This is a genomic window from Blautia sp. 210820-DFI.6.14 (assembly GCF_020558815.1).
Classification (GTDB): Bacteria; Bacillota; Clostridia; order Lachnospirales; family Lachnospiraceae; genus Blautia_A; species Blautia_A obeum.
In genome coordinates this window covers 118,948-141,539 of sequence record NZ_JAJCKS010000003.1, presented here as the reverse complement: position 1 = coordinate 141,539, position 22,592 = coordinate 118,948, and the positions used below count along the sequence as shown (strand labels likewise).

General features: G+C 41.8%; 20 protein-coding genes and 2 tRNA genes. 8 read left to right on the top strand and 14 right to left on the bottom strand.

Annotated elements, in window-relative coordinates; all coding sequences use genetic code 11:
- Positions 1 to 14: 14 nt before the first annotated feature.
- Both LI112_RS04550 and LI112_RS04545 read right to left on the bottom strand, forming a co-directional pair.
- Positions 15 to 425 carry a hypothetical protein gene (locus tag LI112_RS04550; protein WP_330588545.1) on the bottom strand — a complete coding sequence of 137 codons (411 nt, stop codon included), beginning with the start codon at positions 423 to 425 and terminating at the stop codon, positions 15 to 17.
- A gap of 287 nt (positions 426 to 712) precedes the next feature.
- Positions 713 to 955 (bottom strand): hypothetical protein, encoded by a 243-nt coding sequence (locus LI112_RS04545; RefSeq protein WP_005422066.1) that lies wholly within the window; start codon positions 953 to 955, stop codon positions 713 to 715.
- Positions 956 to 1,451: 496 nt separating this feature from the next.
- On the opposite strand from LI112_RS04545, the gene LI112_RS04540 reads away from it, so the two are divergent.
- The gene (locus LI112_RS04540) at positions 1,452 to 1,661 is read left to right on the top strand and encodes a hypothetical protein (protein ID WP_117591970.1); all 210 of its coding nucleotides are present in this window, start codon (positions 1,452 to 1,454) and stop codon (positions 1,659 to 1,661) included.
- Positions 1,662 to 1,810: 149 nt separating this feature from the next.
- On the opposite strand, the gene LI112_RS04535 is transcribed toward LI112_RS04540, so the two are convergent.
- Both LI112_RS04535 and LI112_RS04530 read right to left on the bottom strand, forming a co-directional pair.
- On the bottom strand, positions 1,811 to 2,080 hold the full coding sequence (locus tag LI112_RS04535; protein ID WP_227190316.1) for an EamA family transporter: 270 nt from the start codon (positions 2,078 to 2,080) through the stop codon (positions 1,811 to 1,813).
- A gap of 34 nt (positions 2,081 to 2,114) precedes the next feature.
- On the bottom strand, positions 2,115 to 3,011 hold the full coding sequence (locus LI112_RS04530; protein ID WP_055066560.1) for an AraC family transcriptional regulator: 897 nt from the start codon (positions 3,009 to 3,011) through the stop codon (positions 2,115 to 2,117).
- 185 nt (positions 3,012 to 3,196) lie between these two features.
- Between LI112_RS04530 and LI112_RS04525 the strand changes: the two genes are divergently transcribed.
- A complete protein-coding gene (locus LI112_RS04525; protein WP_118051107.1) occupies positions 3,197 to 4,537 on the top strand; it encodes an MATE family efflux transporter in 1,341 nt (446 codons plus the stop codon).
- A 4-nt stretch (positions 4,538 to 4,541) separates the two neighbouring features.
- On the opposite strand, the gene LI112_RS04520 is transcribed toward LI112_RS04525, so the two are convergent.
- Positions 4,542 to 5,564, bottom strand: a complete 1,023-nt coding sequence (locus LI112_RS04520) for an ABC transporter substrate-binding protein (protein WP_117591977.1) — start codon at positions 5,562 to 5,564, stop codon at positions 4,542 to 4,544.
- A 158-nt stretch (positions 5,565 to 5,722) separates the two neighbouring features.
- On the opposite strand from LI112_RS04520, the gene LI112_RS04515 reads away from it, so the two are divergent.
- The 4 genes from LI112_RS04515 (at position 5,723) to LI112_RS04500 (ending at position 9,876) form a co-directional block, all read left to right on the top strand.
- Positions 5,723 to 6,361 carry a DUF3786 domain-containing protein gene (locus tag LI112_RS04515; RefSeq protein ID WP_118393168.1) on the top strand — a complete coding sequence of 213 codons (639 nt, stop codon included), beginning with the start codon at positions 5,723 to 5,725 and terminating at the stop codon, positions 6,359 to 6,361.
- A gap of 232 nt (positions 6,362 to 6,593) precedes the next feature.
- A complete protein-coding gene (locus tag LI112_RS04510) occupies positions 6,594 to 7,466 on the top strand; it encodes a DUF89 domain-containing protein (RefSeq protein WP_044924766.1) in 873 nt (290 codons plus the stop codon).
- Positions 7,467 to 7,624: 158 nt separating this feature from the next.
- On the top strand, positions 7,625 to 8,716 hold the full coding sequence (locus LI112_RS04505; RefSeq protein WP_227190299.1) for an ABC transporter ATP-binding protein: 1,092 nt from the start codon (positions 7,625 to 7,627) through the stop codon (positions 8,714 to 8,716).
- 80 nt (positions 8,717 to 8,796) lie between these two features.
- The gene (locus tag LI112_RS04500; protein ID WP_005422117.1) at positions 8,797 to 9,876 is read left to right on the top strand and encodes a CdaR family transcriptional regulator; all 1,080 of its coding nucleotides are present in this window, start codon (positions 8,797 to 8,799) and stop codon (positions 9,874 to 9,876) included.
- A 13-nt stretch (positions 9,877 to 9,889) separates the two neighbouring features.
- On the opposite strand, the gene LI112_RS04495 is transcribed toward LI112_RS04500, so the two are convergent.
- The 7 genes from LI112_RS04495 to LI112_RS04465 form a co-directional block, all read right to left on the bottom strand.
- A complete protein-coding gene (locus LI112_RS04495) occupies positions 9,890 to 10,939 on the bottom strand; it encodes a sulfate/molybdate ABC transporter ATP-binding protein (protein ID WP_195967012.1) in 1,050 nt (349 codons plus the stop codon).
- Positions 10,939 to 11,631, bottom strand: coding sequence for a molybdate ABC transporter permease subunit (gene modB, locus LI112_RS04490; protein ID WP_227190298.1), 693 nt, complete (start codon positions 11,629 to 11,631; stop codon positions 10,939 to 10,941). Before modB ends, LI112_RS04495 begins: the two co-directional genes overlap by 1 nt.
- Positions 11,632 to 11,702: 71 nt before the next feature.
- Positions 11,703 to 12,584: a molybdate ABC transporter substrate-binding protein gene (gene modA, locus LI112_RS04485; RefSeq protein ID WP_227190297.1), complete on the bottom strand. Its 882-nt coding sequence runs from the start codon at positions 12,582 to 12,584 to the stop codon at positions 11,703 to 11,705.
- Positions 12,585 to 12,715: 131 nt separating this feature from the next.
- Positions 12,716 to 13,594, bottom strand: a complete 879-nt coding sequence (locus LI112_RS04480; protein ID WP_227190296.1) for a hypothetical protein — start codon at positions 13,592 to 13,594, stop codon at positions 12,716 to 12,718.
- A gap of 303 nt (positions 13,595 to 13,897) precedes the next feature.
- On the bottom strand, positions 13,898 to 14,800 hold the full coding sequence (locus LI112_RS04475) for an undecaprenyl-diphosphate phosphatase (protein WP_227190295.1): 903 nt from the start codon (positions 14,798 to 14,800) through the stop codon (positions 13,898 to 13,900).
- Between the two features lie 179 nt (positions 14,801 to 14,979).
- Complete coding sequence (gene carB / locus LI112_RS04470; RefSeq protein WP_227190294.1) at positions 14,980 to 18,195, bottom strand: carbamoyl-phosphate synthase large subunit; 3,216 nt, start codon at positions 18,193 to 18,195, stop codon at positions 14,980 to 14,982.
- Entirely contained in the window at positions 18,182 to 19,270 is a 1,089-nt protein-coding gene (locus LI112_RS04465) for a carbamoyl phosphate synthase small subunit (protein ID WP_005422125.1), read from the bottom strand. The genes carB and LI112_RS04465 overlap by 14 nt, the downstream gene beginning before the upstream one ends.
- 233 nt (positions 19,271 to 19,503) lie before the next feature.
- Between LI112_RS04465 and LI112_RS04460 the strand changes: the two genes are divergently transcribed.
- Positions 19,504 to 19,587 (top strand) — tRNA-Leu (locus tag LI112_RS04460).
- An 8-nt stretch (positions 19,588 to 19,595) separates the two neighbouring features.
- Here the strand turns inward: LI112_RS04460 and LI112_RS04455 are convergent.
- Positions 19,596 to 20,447, bottom strand: coding sequence for a GH25 family lysozyme (locus tag LI112_RS04455; RefSeq protein ID WP_227190293.1), 852 nt, complete (start codon positions 20,445 to 20,447; stop codon positions 19,596 to 19,598).
- 163 nt (positions 20,448 to 20,610) lie between these two features.
- On the opposite strand from LI112_RS04455, the gene LI112_RS04450 reads away from it, so the two are divergent.
- Positions 20,611 to 20,694 (top strand) — tRNA-Leu (locus LI112_RS04450).
- Positions 20,695 to 21,174: 480 nt separating this feature from the next.
- On the opposite strand, the gene LI112_RS04445 is transcribed toward LI112_RS04450, so the two are convergent.
- Positions 21,175 to 22,578: a glycosyltransferase family 39 protein gene (locus tag LI112_RS04445; RefSeq protein ID WP_227190292.1), complete on the bottom strand. Its 1,404-nt coding sequence runs from the start codon at positions 22,576 to 22,578 to the stop codon at positions 21,175 to 21,177.
- Positions 22,579 to 22,592 lie beyond the last annotated feature (14 nt).

Sequence of the window (22,592 nt, the reverse complement as noted above, 5' to 3'; positions counted from 1 at the left end):
CCATATGCCACATGCTACCAATACATTTCCATACATTTCTCTGCTTCTTCATTGGATAAAGAAAATTCTTCGATAATATTCTTAGTTGTCTCTTCTCTGCTTAATTTAATTTTTTTGCAAGTTTTGATCGTCCCCTTAATCATCCCTTTTTGTTCTGCCTTTTTTTCTAACTCTTCCAATGCACTACACATATTAACCTGACCTCCATTTTGTTCCAATTTCAAAGCATGGTCTATCAGCTTCTGTGACTGTGTAATCGCACCAATCACAACTCCCAGTTCTGATGTAATTTGCATTCTCCCATACACAGTATTTATTTTATCATAATCGCATTCGTATATAGCTCGACTAATATCAAATACTGTATTAACATCCTGATTATGAAACTGGAGTGTTCCACTTGTCCTTAGTTCAATTAAATTCATCTTGTAATCCGATACAAGAGGTCTGATTTTTTCTGGAAGCTCCAACATATCTACCAGACACAAAGGTCCATCCCATGGATGTTCTCCATAATAAACACATAGGCTTACTACTGGATGCAGACGATCTGTTTTTTCATATTGGAAAGAAATTCATCTGAAGACGCAAAGTTTTTATCTTTACGATTTTTTGCCGCAATTTCCTGATACTCTTTCAAATAAGAGAATGCATCTCCTATCATGTGTCGAAGTGGCATTGCATAATGAATTTTTTCCTGATTTTCTAATCCTCAGATTACGAAATCAATACCATATGCTGTTTTCTTTACAACATCCAATACTTTCTGTACTGTCTCAGCATGACCATTAAATCTTAGAATTGAAGAAACATCTGTGTCCACTTCCAAAAGATCTGCAGGATTTAATACCTGTTCACCTTCAAACAACGCGGCATTAAATAAATCTGCAAAATGATGATTGTCTTTCCAAAAATTCTTTAGTATGGTATCCGGTTTAATTTTATTTTGTTCCACCGTTTGCCATCCTTTCTTTCTATTATCACTATAACATAGGTTCTATTTGATTTGTATCAAAAAATTTATTGGCGAATGAACTAAAATCTTGTGAAAATACTTTTTTCATAAAATATTGAACTCTCGCATCAATTGTTCCATATATTCATCATCTTCTATTATTCTCAACAGGTCATCCAAACGATTTTCATCTAAAAGCTTCGATAGAAGCAGACATATACGTTCAACCTCACGCTCCATATTCTCTACCCCTCACTTCTGCAAGTCCTTCTTTAAATCCTTTTGCATATCCATCATTGAATATCATCTGTCCAATTCTTGTCATCATGTCTTCCTCCTTTTTTCTATTTGTCATTCCCCTTTTTCTTTGGAACCAATTGTACTATATCGAGAGTTTTTTACAACCGCAAAATACCATAATAAAAAAACAACCTCCCGGATATACTAATCTTCAAGACTTTTTTAAGTCTGAATTTGTATACCATGGAGGTTATTTATGTCAAAAAATTCTTCTGAAAAGTCAAAGACTCCTACGAGCCAGGGAATCATTGATTCCTGTGATTTTCCCTCAAATGCAGCATCCACTCAGGACTGCACTGGATTGATTCCATCCGGGCCGGTGAACGAGGATGAACTGGAATCCTATGAAGCGCTATATCATTATCAGCCACCCCAAATCAAAGATACTTACCCAAATGATAAATGAATCCCAGCAGCTCTCCCCGCTTATAAAATAACAGGAGAAAAGGCAATATGCCCTTTCTCCTATACTTTTCGTATAGGCTGTATTACCAATACATTTTCATATATTTCTCCGCTTCTTCATCGGATAAAGAAAATTCTTCGATAATATTTTTAATTACTTCTTCTGTAAACAATTCTCCATTTTCTTTCTTTTCCTGCAGACGTTGCCGATGCAGGTTCCAGACAGCCAAGCAGTGTAGATTTCACCGGACCTATATATTTCACACTCTCAAGAAACACAGAAAAACCAACTGCTGTGCCAATAATAACAATAACTGCAATGATGATCCAGGCTGGAAGCTCCAGATTTGTCGGGAAAATCCACGCCCTGATCAAGAAAAAAAGTACACTTCCACCAATCAACATTCCCCATCCTGTAATCGTGAGATTTCCTTTGGAATCCCCTTTGAATCTATCAATGTTTCACAGAATTATATTCTCCCGGATTGCATCCAAATCGCTTACGAAATGCACTGGCAAAACGGCTTGGATTACTGAATCCCACCATTTCTGTGATCTGTGTCATAGAATACTGTCCACTCTGCACCAGCGAAAAGCTTTTGTTGACACGGTATTCTTCCAGATATCCGGTGATAGTTTTGCCTGTCATTTTTTTGAAAAGGCGGCAGCAGACTTCTCTTGACAAATGCACCTGATCTGCCAGGTCCTGAAGAGAAATTACTTCTGTAAAATGCATATTAAGATAATTCAGCATTTTTTCCAGACGTTCCAGTTCCTGCAGATTTGCCGGGACGAATTTCGTCAATTCCTGTCTGTGCCCATAAAGGATCATAGCAAATGCTTCACACAGAAGTCCCTTGATCTTTAATTCATAGCAGAATCGTTTCCGGTCAAAAGCTTCTTCTACCTGGTTTAATTTCTGCAGAATTTCTTTTCCATTTTCATCAAATCCAGTCAAATAAATACAGGGTATCGCTGAATTTTGCAGAAATGGTTGAAAACATTTTCGCTCAACATCACTTCCAAAATCGCCATACAGAAAGTCTGGTCTTACAAGTATCGTACTGTAACGTACATGTTCATTTCCAGGTGAACTGCAGCTGTGCGGTACATTTCGATTCAGCAGAAATCCCTCTCCCGTTCTGACCCTGTAGCTTTTCTGGTATACCTGAAAGACGGCCTCTCCTTCCCTTATAAGGTTGATTTCGAGATCATTATGCCAGTGAATCGGCACATTTTTGCCCTCAAATGACCAGAGATCATCGTGGTTCACTGTCATCGGAAAAGTTTCTGTTCCATGCTTTTCAAGTTCTCTTCTTGCACTGTCTACCAGGATTGTTCTTTTTGCCATTTTACCCTCTCCAGTTTTTATCTGCTTTCATGTCAAAAAATGTTCTTTATTATCATAAATAAATTTGCTGATCTGGTCAATATCTGTATCATAAACAGCAATACCAGAATCGCATTTTACTATCAGTTTCTCTATAATTGGGCGTGCAGTAAAAAACACGCAATAATTCTAAGGAGGATGTTCTTATGTCCAGACCGAAATCAAAAGAAATGGATCTCACTGTCGGAAATCCATTCTGGTCACTGTTAAAATTTGCAATTCCGGTTATTCTCGGAAATCTTTTTCAGCTTTTTTATACACTTGCTGACTCTGTGATCGTCGGCAAAACGCTTGGTGCTGATTCCCTTGCAGCAGTCGGTGCCACCAGTATCATTATCTATTTTGTCTTTTGCTTTATCAATGGTTTTACCGGTGGATTCGGTATCTGCCTTGGCCAACGGTGTGGTGCAAAGGACGAAAAAGGCATGCGCAAAAGTGTTGCTGTATCCACACTGCTCAGTATTATTTTTACCATAGTCCTGACTCTGATCTGCTGCCTGCTGGCTCACCAGATTCTCAGGTGGATGCAGATTCCGGAGGATATTTCCGGCGAAGCTTACGATTACATGTTTGTCGTTCTTCTCGGAACGGGCGCAACTGTTTTTTATAATATGATCTCCAATATGCTTCGTGCGCTGGGCGACAGTAAAACACCGCTTTATTTTCTGGTGTTTTCTTCTGTTTTGAATATCTTTCTGGATATCCTGTTTATTGTACCATTCCATATGGGTGTTGCCGGTGCTGCCTGGGCTACGATTCTTTCTCAGTTTCTTTCTGCCCTGTTCAGTCTGCTCGTCGGCCTGAAAAACTTCCCGGTACTGCATTTACGCCGCGAAGATTTTCATGACATCAGCGGAACCATCAGCCTGCATCTGAAAACAGGCTTTCCTATGGGATTTCAGATGTCTGTCATGTGCATCGGGCAGCTTGCCATGCAGACAGTTGTGAATTCTCTTGGTACTGCTGCTGTTGCCGGATATACAGCAGCTTCCAAAGCCGATCAGCTTTCGGTGCTTGTAAATAATGCTATGATGACTGCAATTTCCAATTATGTTGCCCAGAATTTCGGTGCAGGCAAAAGAGAACGGATCCGTCAGGGTGTACGGGCTTGTCTGATCCAGACAGAAACTTTTAATCTGATCATGTGTATTGGTATCCTGCTTCTTCGCCACCCGATCGTGCAGATGTTCCTGTCCAATCCGACAAAGGAAATTTACCATTATTCCGATATGTATCTGACTATCGTTGCACCGTTTTACTTTATCCTCGGTCTTCTTGCCGTTTATCGTACTTCCATCCAGAGTATGCAGAACGGACGTGCACCATTTGCAGCCTGCATGATAGAACTTGTTATGCGTATTACTGCTACCGTAGGACTTTCCGGTATGATCGGATACACTTCCGTCTGCATTGCCAGCCCTCTCGCCTGGATCGGAGCCTGCGCCCTGCTGATCCCGGTTTACTACAAAATGATGCGTAAAATTTAACTTACTATTTTTCAGCTGCCTCCTGGGCATATTTTGTTGTTATAAGATTTTCATAGGATACACGTTCACTCAGTTCACCAGAATCTTCCAGAATGTCTTCCAGAAGTTCGAAGCTTTCTTTTTCAAAGATAAGATTAGATTTCCAGGTGTCCTGGTCATAGTAACGCTTTACAATAGCCGTGACTGTATCGAGGTCAGTTTCTGCAAACTGCGGAGCAATGACTTCTGCAATCTCTTCCGGCGTATGACTCTGGACGTATTCCATTCCTTTCTGAAGAGCATTTGTAAATTTCTGGATGATTTCCGGATTTTTTTCCATGTAGCTGGTCTTTGCACTATAGGAAGTATATGGAACATAACCGGAATCTACGCCAAGTGAAGCAACAACATATCCGGCTCCTTCTTTTTCCAGAGCAGTCGCAGACGGTTCAAACTCTACCGTAAAATCTGCGGAAGTATCGCCTGTAAAAGCCGCCGCTGTATAACCAAAATCAATGCTCTGGTCAATCGTCAGATCTTTCTGCGGATCCAGTCCGTTTTTACGGAGAATATATTCAAAAACCATTTCCGGCATGCCACCTTTACGCCCGCCAAGAACTTTCTTATCTTTCAGATCTTCCCATTTAAAATCCGGCATTTCTTCTCTTGCTACAAGAAAATTCCCGGCTCGCTGAGTCAGCTGGGCAAAGTTTACAACAGCATCCGTAGCCCCCTCCTGATAGGCATAGACAGATGCTTCCGCTCCCATAAATCCGATATCTGCCTCACCGGATATTACGGCAGTCATTGTCTTATCCGCTCCAAAACCGGTCACAAGTGTCAGATCCAGCCCCTCATCTTTAAAATATCCCTCTTCGATTGCCACATACTGTGGTGCATAAAAGATTGAATGTGCCACTTCATTCAGTGTAACCTTTGTAAGCTTCTCTTCCGTGCTGTCTTTCTTCGCAGCAAATACTCCCATTGGCAGTGCAGTCACCGCCAGAACAACTGCTGCCGCCAGTGAGATCCATTTTTTATTTTTCATGCAGATTCTCCTTTACAGACTTCTTCTGTTAGAGTATGCAGAAAATAGAAGATTGTGAAGGCATTCATAATTTGTTATAATTTTCTGAAAGGAATTACAGCCCGCCATTTACCATAAAAATTTCAAAAATAATATTACTCAGACAAAGGGGTACTTATATGGAAAAAAATCTTACAGACAATTACGAAAAACAGATATATATCGGAAGAGATTTGTTTTTGAAATATGATCAGGATATGCTGATAAAGAAATATAAATTAAAAAATGACCACGCATACCTGTACCTGAATTATATCGGAACAGAATATCGGATCAGCCGCTCAGATGGTTCCATCGAATATATGGCCGAAGGCATCTGGAAAATCTGCAAAGAATATACAATTGTTATGACGATCTACGACCTGCTCTGCTACTCAGAAGATAAAACGCTGCCTCCACTTACAGGACAGTGGCAGCCTGTAACCAGATTTATTCCCACCGGCAGCAGTCCGTCCGGAGATGTGTTTACCCCTAAATATGAAGCAGCATTCTCCGGCAAAGTAAATGCCGTCAGCCAGGCCTGCCTCTGTCTGGGAGGGAAATTACAGAAACAACTGGCCGGGGCTGATCTGACTTTTGAAATGCCTGTTATGGGAGATTTCTCTGTCCTGTTCCAGTTCTGGGACGCTGATGAGGAATTCCCTGCAAAAATCTTATTGTTGTGGGATAAGGTATCCTTATCGTATCTTCATTTTGAGACAACCTTTTATCTCCAGGGAGATTTACTGGAAACGATATTGCAGAAAATCAATGCCTAATCTTCTCGTAATATCCCTGGTAAACCGTTGCCTCTATTGATCTATATCATCCAGTGCCATCTCGCAGGTGAATACCTCTATATGATGACGCACATTCGCATAAGTGCCCTGTACCATCGCGCCTCATTCAGGTTAAACATATCTGTCATTCTCCGTCAATCTTGCCATGTTTCGACAAAAGCTTTATAATAGAAACTACCTGTATCAAATCATAATTTTAGGAGGTAACAGCATGAAATTCAATCCATTCTGTATGTGCTGTGCTGTCGGCAAACAGGAACAGAATATCCGTCCCTTTCAGGACATGGACAAAAAGGTAGAATATATGAAGAAAGTCATGGACCGTATGGCAAATATTGCAGAAGAAGACTGTGCCCCCAGCGTTTCTGTCGAATTAAAAAAAATGTTCCGTGATTTCTGGGAACAGCCTGTGGAAGACTACACTTCTGTCAAAAAAGAATACAATCAGCTTATGCTGGATATGGAAGCTTCTCTTGAAGAGACCATCCGGAATTCTGAAGATCCGCTGGAAACTGCACTTCTTTATGCCCGTATTGGCAACTATATTGATTTTGCAGCTCTGTCAAATGTAAATTCCGATACAGTTCTGTCTCTTCTCAAAGAAGACAACAAAGAACCTCTTAATGCGCAGGAATACCTGCATTTTCGAAAGGACTTAAGCGCTGCCTCCCGCCTTGTCTATCTGACTGATAACTGCGGAGAAATCGTTCTTGACAAACTGGTTATCATACTTCTTAAAGAACTCTGTCCGGAACTAGATATCACCGTGATCGTCAGAGGTTTTCCTGTAATCAATGATGCGACAATGGAAGATGCACAGGATATAGGGCTTACCGAACTGACCACCGTAATCGGAAATGGAAACGAAGTCGGCGGCACCTGGCTTCCCCATATCAGCAGCGAAGCCCGTGAGGCACTTGAATCTGCTGATCTGATCATTGCCAAAGGACAGGGCAACTACGAAACGCTTCATGATTGTGGACTCAATATTTACTACCTGTTCCTGTGTAAATGTAAATGGTTCCAGTATCAGTTTAACGCAAAACCTCTGCAGGGTATGTTCATAAACGAGCGCCGTATTTGACAATTTGACAAAGCTTCCCCGGCTTTTCGTCAATCTGTCAAGAAACCTCCGAAATCTTTGTATGGTTCTTCTCTTTATTCCTGACTGCAAATTCAGTATACTGATAACAGTTCAAAACAAGAGCAAAAAACTTACATAATATTTTGGAGGGAAAAATAATGGCAAGTTTATCTTTACAGCACATTAATAAGACATATCCAAACGGTTTTGAAGCCGTTAAAGATTTTAACCTTGAGATTGAAGACAAAGAATTCATCATTTTCGTAGGACCTTCCGGATGTGGTAAATCTACTACACTTCGTATGATAGCCGGACTGGAAGAAATCACCAGCGGTACCTTAAAGATTGGCGATAAAGTTATGAACGATGTAGAGCCAAAAGACCGTGATATCGCAATGGTATTCCAGAACTACGCTCTGTATCCTCATATGACCGTATATGATAACATGGCATTCGGACTGAAACTTCGTAAAGTCCCGAAAGATGAAATCGATAAAGCAGTTCGTGAAGCTGCAAGAATCCTTGACCTGGAAAAACTTCTTGATCGTAAACCGAAGGCTCTTTCCGGTGGACAGAGACAGCGTGTTGCTATGGGACGTGCTATCGTTCGTAACCCTAAAGTATTCCTTATGGATGAGCCGCTTTCCAACCTGGATGCAAAACTTCGTGTACAGATGCGTATCGAGATTTCCAAGATCCATCAGAGACTGGGTGCTACAATCATCTATGTAACACATGACCAGACAGAGGCTATGACTCTTGGTACCAGAATCGTTGTTATGAAAGACGGTGTTGTTCAGCAGGTAGATACACCTCAGAACCTGTATCAGAAACCAGGCAACCTGTTCGTAGCAGGATTTATGGGATCTCCGCAGATGAACTTCCTGGATGCTGAAATCAAAGAAAAAGGCTCCGATATCGTTGCAGTAATCGGCAAAGACGAACTGGTTATCCCGGCTGCTAAAGCAAAAGCTCTTAAAGATGGCGGCTATGTAGGAAAAACAGTTGTTATGGGTATCCGTCCGGAAGATGTTGCAGACAGAGCTGACGGTTCCATGTCTTCTACTGTTAAAGTATACGAGCTTCTTGGTGCAGAAGTATTCCTGTACTTCGATGTAAACGGAACTCAGATCACAGCTCGTGTTGATCCAGGCACAAAAGCAAAAACAGGTGATCCGGTTAAATTCGATTTCAATATGGAAAAAACTCATTTCTTTGACAAAGATACAGAACTGGTTATCACAAACTAAGATTCAATCAGAATATCAGACCCGGGGCAATTTACCCCGGGTCTTTTTTTCAGAAAACTATTTTCAGAAAGGATGGTTCAATGTCAGTACAGAGAACACTACAAAAATATATGGATGACTGGAAACGCATCAGTCATTTCGATTTCTGTCTTCTTCAGGAAGATAATTCCATTTTGGTCACCACCTGTGACCGCCGCCTTCCAGCAGAATCCAAACTGGAAGAATTCCGAAACAGCACTGCTCTTTGTCTGTCAAATGCCACCTGCTGTCTCTACAAAATAACAGAAAAAAATGAACAGCTTCTTCTCATTGTGTGGGGAAGCGAAGATTCTGTTTCCACGATTGGCGAACTGGCTGTCTGCCAGATTGAGAGTATCCTGGAAAGTTATGCCGAAAAAAATGACAAAAATGCCTTTATGCAGAAACTGCTCCTTGGAGATTATACAGATGTAGAAGCCTTTAACCGGGCACGCAAACTTCATATTTCTTCCAGTGCAAGGAGAGCTGTCTTTCTCGTTGAAACCCGTCAGTCCAAGGATGAACACGCCTTGGCTACCATCAAAAATATATTTTCTGCACGCACGCATGATTTCATCACTTCTATCGATAATCGTGGCATTATCGTCGTCCGTGAACTGACATCTACAGAAACATATGACGATCTGGAAAATATTGCACATATGCTTGTAGATATGCTGGGCACAGAAGCCATGACACAGGCCTGGGTTGCTTACAGCAACACGGCAAATGACCTGAAAGATCTTTCCAATGCATACAAAGAAGCCCGCACCGCTCTTGAGATTGGTAAAATTTTCTATGCCGAACGCAATGTCTTCGGATATCGCACTCTCGGTATTGGACGACTGCTCTACCAGCTTCCGGTTTCCATCTGTGAAATGTTCATCCAGGAAATTTTCGGAGATGAATCACTGGATTCCATCGACGGAGAGACACTGGCGATCATCCGTACTTTCTTTGAGAATAATCTGAATCTGTCGGAGACATCCAGACAGTTGTATGTGCATAGGAATACGCTTGTGTATCGTTTTGAAAAGATACAGAAACGGTTTGGACTTGATCTCCGTACCTTCGAAGATGCTATGACCTTTAAGCTTGCCATGCTTGTGTCCCGGTATCTGCGATATCAGAACAGAACCTGAGGGGGAGTCGTTTTTATTTCAGGAGCATCAGGTGTTCAGGTGGAAGATAGAGATATTTCGGCAGGTTCTTATCATGCTCGTCCGTAAAACTTTTTTTCGGACGCATCCACCAGAGAACTGCCCCGTCTTCCATTCCCGGACTTTTCACCAGATACTGATGTTCAAAGGTTGTCTCCACATACTCTGCCGCTTCAAATACCAGGCAGTTTTCTCCCGCCTTCTCTGACGGACGAATCCAGTGACCGCGGATTGCGATATGTGTCATATCCAGTTCCACCTTCTGCTCTGTACGAAGAGATATTCCCCAGTCCAGAGCAAATACCTGATATTCTCCCATACGTTCAATTCTCGAACTGTTTTTGCAGCCGGTCAGTCTTGCTGCTTCCAGAAGCTGTGGCTGTTCAAATAATTTTCTTGTATCACCAAATATCAGTGTCTTGCCATCTTTTAGAAGCATCAGCTCATTGCAAAATCTGAAGGCCTCATCTCGACTATGTGTGACCATCAGCATATCTCCCTGATACTGTTTTAGAAATTCCTGCATATCTTTTTGCAATACATCCTTCAAATATCCATCCAGTGCAGAAAAAGGTTCATCCAGAAGGATTGCTTCCGGCTCACCGATCATCATTCTTGCCAGAGCAACTCTCTGCTGCTGTCCACCGGAAAGTTGTGATGGATAACGGTTTTCCAGTCCCTCCAACTGATATCTTTTCATAAAATCTCTGGCTTTTTCTTCTCTCTGTCCCTTCTCACCACGATAACCGCACAGAATATTATCTTTTACTGTCATTGTCGGAAACAATGCATAATTCTGAAACAGGTACCCAATCCGACGCTCCTGCGGCTTCAGATTGATTTTCTTTTCTGAGTCAAAAACTGTTCTTCCTTTGATTACGATTTTGCCTCTGTCCGGCGTCTCAATTCCTGCGATACAACGAAGTGTCATACTCTTTCCACTTCCAGATGCACCGAGGATTCCAGTTGCTGATGTATTGCTCTCAAACACTGACTTGAGAGAAAAGCCTTTAAAATTCTTTTCTATATTTACCTGTATTGCCATCAGATCCACCTTCTACTCTTCATGCCCCGCCCTGAGACAATATTGATCAGTGCCACGATCACAAACGAGATCACTACGATTACCACAACCCAGAACCCGGCTATATCATAATTTCCAGCCGAAGTTTCTGCTGCAATTGCAACGGACACTGTACGAGTCTTACCAAGAATGTTTCCTGCAAGCATGGAAGTCGCTCCATACTCACCAATTGCTCTTGCAAATGCCAGAACAGTTCCGGATGCAATTCCCGGCGCAGCCGCCGGAACGATCACTTTCCAGAAAATTCTGCGATCACTCATTCCCAGTGTCTGTCCTGCATAGATCAGATTCACATCCACCTGTTCAAAAGCAGCCCTTGCATTTCGGTACATCAGTGGAAATGCAATCACTGCAGCAGCGATCACGCAGCCTTTCCATGTCTGTATCACTTTAAAATCAAAATTCTCCATGAGAAATTTTCCGAAAGGTCTCCTGAGACTGAAGATCAACAGCAAAAAGAAACCAGCAACTGTCGGCGGAAGCACCAGTGGCATAGTCAGGATTCCATCCCATATTGCTCTCGATACCGGCTTCATCTTCATAATCTTACGTGCACAGAAAATTCCCAGAAAAAAGGCAATTGTCGTAGCCACTGCTCCGGTCTTTAAAGAAATCCACAATGGACTCCAGTTTATTTCCTGTAAAAATTCCATTCTTTTCTTTCCTTTTGTATGTACAAAAAGGGGCTGACATATATGCCGCCCCTTTTATATGTAATCGATAATTATTTAGCTTCTTCTGCAGTATCTGTTTCTTCGGTTTTGTCTTCCTTTGCATCTTCTGCAGTTTCTTCTTTCTTATCATCTGCTTTATATGCGGCAAACCCATACTCTTCAAATACTTTCATGGCATCATCCGTCTGCAGGTACTCAAGAAACGCATCTGCAGCAGCTGCTTCTTCGTCAGATGCCTCTGCGTCTACAGTAAGTCCCACCGGATAAAGAACCGGTGTTTCCAGAGAACCTTCCGGAGCTTCTGCGATAACATCTACTTTGTCTGCAACGGATGCAGCATCTGTTGCATAAACGATACCGATTTCGTTACTTCCCTCGCTGACAGATGCAAGCACATCTGTTACATTCTTGCCTTCATTGATCTCCATCTTGTTAACATCGTCTTCGATGCCAAGGTTTTTGAAGATTTCACGGGAATACTGTCCAACCGGTACATCCTCGCCCGCAAGCGCAATGTTCTTCGCATCTGTGATATTTTCGAAACCTGTAACTTTTGTTTCGCCATCCTTTGGTTTGATCAGAACAACTTTGTTCTCCAGGAGATCTACCACAGAGTCTTTCTTGGCCAGTTCCTCACCTACCAGCGCATCCATCTGTTTGGTTGCTGCTGAAAAGAAGATATCACATCTGGAACCTTCTTCGATCTGTGTCTGTAATGTACCTGAACTGTCTGCATTGAAAAGAATATTAACATCCGGATACTCTTCATTAAAATCTTTCTGGATCTCATCCATTACATTTGCAAGGCTTGCTGCAATAAATACATACAGATCACCACTTGCATCCTCTGTTGTTGCAGCCTGTACACTTCCTGCACTCATTCCTGCTACCATAACGCCAGCCAATATTACAGTTAATATTTTTTTCTTCATGAATATATCTCCCTTCTTTTCTCTCAAATGTTGTTCAATATTCATGCTAATATTTTAACTGTAATAAAAATTCAAATCAATTTAACAGCTGCAATTTGCAATAGAAATTTTTTATAGAACCTCAAAATATTTTAGTAGTTCCAGTCATCACTGCCACTGTCATAGGAATCTGAATCATTTCCCTCATCAACATAATCATCGCTTCCGTCATCATAGTCGTCACTGTCATCATAGCCGCTGCCATCATCATAACTACCGTTATCCGAAGAACTACTGTCATCACTGCTGTCGTCACTGCTGTCATCACTGCTGTTGTCATAGCTACTACTGTCCGAAGAGCCACTGTCATAACTACTGTCATCGCTACTGTCATCACTACTGTAAGTTTCTGTATCACTGTCATCGGATTCATCAGAGGATGCTGTCTGCTGTGAGTTGCCCTTTGTATCTTTTTCAGACTTGTCTGCAAGACTTGTGTATGTAAGATATGCTGTGGAGCTTTCTTCATCATAAGCAAGAGATGCTTTTTCCATATCACTGAGATCAATGCTGTAAATCTGGTAAACATCTCCTTTTGCAGTAACGATCTTCATATCATATACAGTTGTAGTTGTTGTATCTGTTGATTCATCTGTACTGTCTGAAGAAACAGCTGTGTCATCCGGAGTATAGAACATCTGTACCTGTTCAGATGCTTTTACAGAAGCTTCTGCCGGAATCAGGTTCTTGCCCCAGTCATCTCCGCCGGATGTCATCAGATAGATTTCTCTCAGATCATCCTGCAGACCATTGGTCATATAAATATATTTCGCCTGAGAAGTCTTAACTCCAATCACTTTCGGAGCCGGTGTGGATGTCGGTACCGGTGTTACTGTTACCGGAACTTCTGTCGGTGTCGGTGTTGCTGCCGGAGTCGGTGTCACTTCAACAACCGGTTTTGAAGAACCACATCCTGTAAAGGTAAGTATCATTGTCATGCCAAGTACGAGCATTATATGTTTTGCTTTCATTATTTACCATCCTCTCCGGTCTGAAGACCGTTCTATTTCATTTTTTATTTTCTATAGTTCTTTTTATTATCCCATGTATGTTCCCAAAAGTCAAATCAGTGTTCATAAGTCAATATTCCGCGAGGTGTTTTGTCATATATATGACAAAATCCCGAGACATACAGGTCAAAATGCCATCACCGTAGGTGATTTAAAATGCATTTTGGCCAAGTGCTGTGAACGGAGTGAACAGCAACTAAATCAGGCTGCCATAACAATATTTTACAGCAGCCTGGTCAGAATTTGATTCATTTCTATATTCAATTATCCAAGGAAATTTTTTCCTACAAAATAGCCCAGCACAAGAACACCAAGTACGATACGATACCAGCCAAAAGCCTTGAAATCATGTTTCTTAATATATCCCATCAGGAATTTGATGGCGATAATAGAAACAAAAAATGCAACCACAACACCGGTGACCAGTGTAAGAACCTCTGCCGGAGTGAATGTGAAGCCGAATTTTACCAGTTTCAGCAGACTCGCTCCGAACATAACCGGAATTGCCAGAAAAAAGGTAAATTCTGCTGCAACCGTTCTTGAAGTACCAACAAGGATACCTCCAATAATCGTGGAACCGGAACGGGATGTTCCCGGAATAACAGATAATACCTGAAAAATACCAATCTTGAATGCCGTGGTAAAACTCAGATCTTCAAGAGATGTACAGATTGGTTTTCTTCGTTTATTGTAATTTTCTATAATGATAAAAATCACACCATACACGATCAGGGCAATTGCAACCACTACATAGTTATTAAATTTCTCTTCAATATAATCATTGAACGGAAGTGCGATCACGATCGTTGGAATACATGCTACCAGGATCTTAAACCACAGGATCCATTTGTCCTTATCACAGAACTTCTCCACAAAAGTCAGCACAATGCGAGAAAACGGATTCTTACGTGCAATCTGTGCTTTTTTCTTCTTGGGTATCTGTCGTATGTAAAATGGCCACAGCTTACTCCAATACAGGACAACAACCGCAAGGATTGCCCCCAGCTGAATGACTACCAGAAAAAAATCCTTAAATTCTGTGGTCATATCCATCTTGATAAACTCATCTACAAGGATCATATGACCGGTACTGCTGATTGGAAGCCACTCAGTAATACCCTCTACGATGCCGAGGATCACAACTTTTATAAACTCCAAAACACTCATGTTTTTTTTCCTCTCTGTTTTATTTTTCATGTATCAGTATATTACAGTTTCGGTGGTTCGTAAACCTTTCCATACATTTTAATTCAAAGTTTAAGTTTTGGTTAACTTTTCTTTTCTGCAACATACAAGACCGGAGAAACTTCTGCGGCTTCTCCGGTCAGTAAATCATTTTTATTCGATTATCTGCTTGCGATCGTTGCAATATCGATCAGTGTCAGATTGTGAAGGTCTGTATTCTCAAGACTGGTTACAAGTGCCTCTGCGGTGTCCAGACTGGTAAGGACATTAACGCCTGTCTCAATCGCATTTCGACGAATCACGAAACCGTCTTTCTGATGTTCCACACCCTGTGGAGGTGTATCAATAACAACATCGATCTTATGTCCCAGAATAAGGTCCATAAGGTTCGGCGCCGGCTGTTCCAGTTTGTTAGTACGGATTGCCTTGATTCCATTTTCTTTGAGGACTCTTGCTGTGCCTCTTGTTGCATAGATACGGTATCCAAGTGCCTCAAAACGCCTTGCGATCGGAACAACTTCCTGCTGATCTTCATCTTTGACAGTGATGATCATGTTCTTATACTTCGGAAGTTTGATTCCGGCTCCGATAAATGCTTTGTACAGAGCTTCGTTGAAGTTCTCTGCAATACCAAGACATTCACCTGTGGACTTCATCTCTGGTCCAAGGCTGATATCAGCGCCACGGATCTTCTCGAAGGAGAATACCGGCATCTTGATCGCGATATGTTTTGCTTCCGGCTGAAGCCCTGGCGTATATCCCATATCTTTGAGTTTGTATCCAAGGATCACTTTCGTTGCTAACGGTACGATCGGGATTCCGGTTACCTTACTGATGTATGGTACTGTACGGCTGGAACGCGGATTTACTTCGATAACATATACTTCTTCGCCACATACAATAAACTGAATATTGATCATACCAACTACATGAAGTGCTTTTGCAAGACGACGTGTATACTCAGCAATTGTATCTTTTGCTCTCTGGCTGATCGTCTGTGCCGGATATACGGAAATACTGTCTCCGGAATGGATACCAGCACGTTCAATATGCTCCATGATACCAGGAATCAGGATATCCTCTCCATCACAAACTGCATCGACTTCGATTTCTTTACCCATCAGGTATTTGTCAACCAGAATCGGATGTTCCTGTGCAATCTGATTGATGATTCCGATATATTCCTCTACATCCTCGTCACTGACTGCAATACGCATGCCCTGTCCACCAAGAACATAGGAAGGACGAACAAGTACCGGATATCCTAACTCGTTGGCAGCCTTTTTAGCTTCCTCTGCTGTGAATACAGTCTGTCCCTTCGGTCTCGGGATCTCACATTTTTCAAGGATCTCATCAAAGAGCTCACGGTCCTCTGCAGCATCAACATCTTCTGCAGATGTTCCAAGGATCTTGACTCCCATCTTCATCAGTGCTTCTGTAAGCTTGATGGCAGTCTGTCCACCGAACTGCACAACTGCTCCGTCCGGTTTTTCAATATTTACGATGTTCTCCACATCTTCCGGTGTCAATGGCTCGAAATACAGCTTATCTGCAATATCAAAGTCTGTGCTGACAGTTTCCGGGTTATTGTTTACAATAATTGTCTCATAGCCTTCTTTTTTGAATGCCCATGTACAATGTACAGAACAGAAGTCAAATTCGATACCCTGTCCGATACGGATCGGTCCAGAACCAAGAACAAGAACTTTTTTCTTATCATGGGCAGCAACTGCTTCATTTTCTGTATCCGGGCCGCCATACACAGAATAGTAATATGGTGTTGCGGCAGCAAACTCAGCTGCACAGGTGTCTACCATCTTGTAAGCTGCTGTGATCTTATAACCCTGACGAAGAGCTTTGATATCTGCTTCTGTTCTTCCGCAAAGATTTGCGATCACATAATCCGGGAATTCCATGCGTTTTGCTTCAAGAAGAAGTTCTTCTGTAAGCGGCTGTGTCTTCAGAGCCTGTTCCATCTCTACCAGAATTGCAATTTTGTCAATAAACCATCTGTCGATCTTAGTGATTCTGTGGATATATTCTTTGGAAATATCTCTTCGGATTGCCTCCGCAATCTTCCAGATACGACGGTCATCTACAACTGCCAGTTCTTCAATCAGTTCATCCTCATCCAGGCCTGTGAAGTCATAGGACATCAGGCTGTCTACATGCTGCTCCAGAGAACGGATAGCTTTCATAAGTGCACCTTCGAAATTATGGCAGATACTCATAACCTCACCGGTAGCTTTCATCTGAGTAGTCAGTGTTCTCTTGGCAGTGATGAATTTATCAAATGGAAGTCTCGGAATTTTAACTACACAATAGTCAAGCATTGGTTCGAAACTTGCATATGTTTTTCCTGTAATGGCATTCGGGATTTCATCCAGTGTATATCCAAGCGCAATCTTCGCTGCAACTTTGGCAATCGGATAACCGGTAGCTTTACTTGCCAGTGCAGAAGAACGGCTTACACGAGGATTTACCTCGATAACACAGTATTCGAAGCTTTCCGGATGCAGTGCATACTGTACGTTACATCCACCTGTGATACCAAGTTCTGTGATGATATTCAGTGCTGATGTACGAAGCATCTGATATTCTTTGTCACCCAGTGTCTGAGACGGAGCAACTACGATAGAGTCACCTGTATGTACACCAACCGGGTCAATGTTTTCCATGTTGCAGACAGTAATACAGTTTCCTGCACTGTCACGCATTACTTCGTATTCGATTTCTTTCCATCCCGTGATACAACGTTCTACAAGAACTTCTCCTACACGGGAAAGTCTGAGACCATTCTCGAGGATTTCTCTCAGTTCGTATTCGTTATTAGCGATACCACCGCCACTTCCACCAAGTGTGTAAGCCGGACGGAGAACGACCGGATATCCTATCTTTTTAGTAAAAGCCACACCATCTTCTACTGTTGTTACGACTTTAGAAGCAGCAACCGGCTCACCGATTTTTTCCATGGTGTCTTTGAATTCCTGACGGTCTTCAGCCTTCTTGATCGTCTCTGCTGTGGTACCGATCAGACGCACATTATGTTCTTTGAGAAAACCTTTTTCTTCCAGTTCCATTGCAAGGTTCAGACCTGCCTGGCCACCCAGTGTCGGCAGTACGCTGTCCGGTTTTTCTTTAAGGATCAGCTGCTCTACAACCTCTACAGTAAGAGGCTCAATATAAACTTTATCTGCAATGTCTTTGTCTGTCATGATCGTAGCAGGGTTGGAGTTCAGAAGAACAACTTCCATGCCTTCTTCTTTCAGAGAACGGCATGCCTGTGTACCAGCGTAGTCAAACTCTGCTGCCTGGCCGATGATAATCGGACCGGATCCAATTACAAGAACTTTATGTATATCTTTATTTCTCGGCATGATCTGTTCCTCCCATCATTTCCATAAATCTGTCAAACAGGTAGCTGGAGTCCTGCGGTCCAGGGCAGGCTTCCGGATGGAACTGTACCGTGAAGATGTTTTTGCCTTCATAAGCCATTCCTTCGTTTGTACCATCGTTTACATTGACAAATGCAGGTTTTGCAATACCTTTTTTCTCAAGGGCTTCCGCATCAACCACGTATCCATGGTTCTGAGATGAAATATAAACACGTCCTGTTGCAAGATCCTTAACCGGATGATTGCCTCCTCTGTGTCCGTATTTCATTTTATGTGTATCACCGCCTGTGGCAAGTGCCATCAGCTGATGTCCGAGGCAGATTGCAAAAATTGGTACATCTGACGCATAAAGTTTGCGAATTTCTTCTATAATAGTAGTGCATTCCTTCGGGTCTCCAGGTCCGTTGCTGAGCATGATTCCATCCGGATGGTCTGCAAGGATTTCTTCAGCAGATGTAAGTGCCGGATAAATCGTTACCTGACAGCCTCTTTCATTCAGAGAACGTGCAATATTGCGTTTTGCACCAAAATCCATAAGAGCAACCTTCGGTCCGTTTCCTTTCAGTACTTCCTTCTCACTGCATGTAACTTTTTCAACTACTTTTCCAGTTGTATATGCTTTTAAACGGGGGATTATTTCATCTAAATCATAATTTTCGTTGACTGTGATCATACCATTCATGGTACCTTTTTCACGAAGAATTTTTGTGAGAGCACGAGTATCAATACCGGCAATACCAGGTATATCATGCTTTTCAAGAAAATGCTGAATCGTATCCACGCTTCTGAAGTTACTTGGGATACGGGATAATTCACGAACAATAAAACCATCGATCCAAGGTTTCCTGGATTCCTGGTCCTCATAACAGATTCCGTAATTTCCAATCAAAGGATAAGTCATGCAGACAGCCTGTCCTGCATACGATGGGTCAGTCATTACTTCGAGATATCCGGTCATGGATGTGTTAAAAACGATCTCACTAATGACTTCTCTTGTTGAACCAATACTGGTTCCTTTGAACACATGGCCATCTTCTAATATCAGAAATGCTTTCATATAATCTCCCTTTCTGTTTTTATCTAAATCTTCAAGATTGTATCATAAGCGTTTCCTTTTTTCAACAGGTTAAAGTGCTAAAAATAATTAAGTTGTTCTAAAAAACTTTGTTTTGGTAAATTGTCTAAGTTGAAAATATAATTTAAAAAATTTCAAATTCTATGTTGACATTTCTTTTTCTATGAGGTATGATAATTAGGCAGTCAACGAGACTGACTGATTTATAGTGAAATGCAGGAGTGGCGGAATTGGCAGACGCGCAGGCTTCAGGTGCCTGTGGTCGCAAGATCGTGTGGGTTCAAGTCCCATCTCCTGCATTCTTTTTTTATTGTCTTTCTATATATCTCGCCGCCACAAACCCAAAATATTTTCCGGCAATTCGCACATAATACCACTTTGTTCCATCGATAGCCTCACGTGTATCACATACATCTATAAGATTATCTCTTTTCAACAGTGGATATTCTCTTAGATTCGGATATTCCGTTCCGGCTCCGGTACGTACATTCAACGCAGACGCTGTAACTTTCCCTACAAATTTGGGTTCTTTACTCAGCTTTTCTTTATCAGAAGGTTCTTCTGCTACATAGTTTTTGTAAAAAACATCTCTGTCTACATATCCTTCTATTCCCGGAATGCGTCCTTTGCTGGTATACTGCCATCCTACGCCTATATCTGGCCGGTATCTCTCAATTAATGTACCATTATCATCCACCGGATATCGTGCGATCCAGAAATCATATTTTTTGAGTTCTTCACTGATCACATTACGATACCAATCCAGATTACAATAGATTCCAAACCGATATCCGGCATCTACAATGATCCTTCGAAATGCTTCTGCCAGACGTGCGATCATTTCTGTTCCCAGTCTACGCTGATTGCTGTATTCCAGATCAAGAAATACTGGGAACTGTAATTTCCGCCCCTTTAAAACTTCAATTACCTTTTCTGCTTCTCTTCGTACTTCATCGATTGACAATGCATAAGAAAATTTATATACACCTGTTGGAATTCTGTATTCCATGCATCCGGCATAATTTCGTTCAAAATAACGGTCTATAGCATTTCCGACTTCCGTGATGCGTATAATTGCAAATTCAGTTCCATGATCAGCCACTTTTTTCCAGTCGATTACTCCCTGCCAGGAAGAAACATCAATTCCCCTATATTCCAAGTCACATCCCCCCTGCTTTATAATAAGCAGGAGAAGAAAAATGGCGCATGTCCAGAGTTAGCATTTTATTTTGCAAATATTTTGAATTTAGCTGTTGACATTTCGTAACATATGATGTATTCTAATTAGGCAGTTGTCGTGAATGACATCTGATATATGAAATGCAGGAGTGGCGGAATTGGCAGACGCGCAGGCTTCAGGTGCCTGTGGTCGCAAGATCGTGTGGGTTCAAGTCCCATCTCCTGCATTCTTTTTTTGTCTAAAATTCTACCTCACTATGCTTTACAGTTATAGCACTATTTGTTCTTGTATTTTTTCAACAAACTTTATAAAAAAAATTAATCCCTCGCACTTTGCGCGTTTCCTGTTTCCACTGCCATCTCGACCCCCGCCACACTACCCACAATAAAGTCCGGTGAAATTGAAATAAAAACAAAAAACTCCAGTAAAGGAAGAACTGCCTGTGATTATCCTCTGTATCTGTCTCGCCTGAAGAACTTCGTAAAGATATCGGATTATACACGATTTTGCGTTGATACAGAAAATGCTGCTGTCTGAGCGCAGCGAGTTCAGCTCTTTTCTGTATCGCCCTTAGCAAAATTCTTGTATATCCTGATATCTCAGAAGTTCTGAACTGAGACAAGTACAGAGGATAACTCACAGAGAAAATTCATCCCTCTCTGGAGTTCAATCATTTTACTTCCCGTCACCGGGAATTCTTTATACATTATGAACCATATATAAACGCCCTGATACTGAACGGCACATCCTTATATTCCGGCCAGATCACGCCAAAGAACACAAAAATTGCCAGTACAGCCAGTGCCACACAGATTACAGCATAAATCTTCTTACGCAGGCTCTCTTTCTTAATCTGCACATCAAAAAGATTTCCATATCCCATTACCATGAAATACGTAAGCGGCACGATCATTGGCAGACTGTAACGTCCCTGTGGCTGATAATCCGATGCATAAGAATAATATGCATTCAATATATTCGGAATGATCATCGCAGCCAGCATGCACCAGTTGAAAATCCCCTTCACACTCCACTGTTTTTTCACACGGATTGCAAAAGTCTTCACCGGATGCAGGAATATCAGAAGAAATCCCGCTTTAATAAAGTCCAGATAATTGTTGATCAGCCATTTCGGCATAAACACATCCATATTTCCAAAACGACCGACAAAGCTTCCACTGACAAGCTCTACCCAGGAAAATCCGTCTTCCTGCGGGAAACCGTAATTCAACATATCCAGTAAAGAATATCCAGCCATCTGCGGTGTACGTCTATTGGATGGCTTGTAATTCTTTTTCGCATATTTTTCCGCACAGATCGTTGATGCATTCATACCAATAAAATCTCCGTCATAGAGAATTGCATTTCGAATGAACCACCATGCAGCCAACAGCAGAACGATCACACAGACAAGAAGTCCCTTTTTCACAAAATCCGTATACTTTCCTTTCCTTTTCGCCTCCATAAACAAAGTTATCCCAAAGAAAAAGATGCTGCAGAGAATAAATCCGTACGCATTGTAATAGGACAATGCACATGCTGCCACACCCAATGCCAGGATCACACAGTTTTTGTATATCCATCCCTCATCCAGATACCGCACCCATGCATACACGATCACTGCCGTTGAGAATACCGCCAGTGCATCACAGTTAACATAAGTGAATACAAACAAAGAACCTGGCAGCAGTCCTACAAAAGCCGCAGCTATCCATGCTTTTCTACGGTCAAACAACCGTTTTCCCATATCAAGTACCAGCCAAACTGTTCCAAGTCCAAACAGAATGTTTACAAATCTGGCTGCGAGAAGCAACGCAAACGGTGCTGTCGTCACAAGGCTTACTGCTTTCATAAAAACAGCTGCGATCATATAAGACAGAATCGGAGAAAATGCATAAGAAATTCCCCATACAACATTTCGTACCGACGGGTCATCCCCTACCGGAAGTGAACCATGCTTATAAATATAATCCGCAATCTGATAGCGCATCTGCTCATCCGGCCCGGCACCCATAGGCTGTACACGTGCCCACATCAGATAAAACACCAGCAGAAACAGGAAAAAAAGGATTTCCACAGTTGTCTCTGCACTTATTTTCTTACGTTTCAACTTACCTTCCTCCA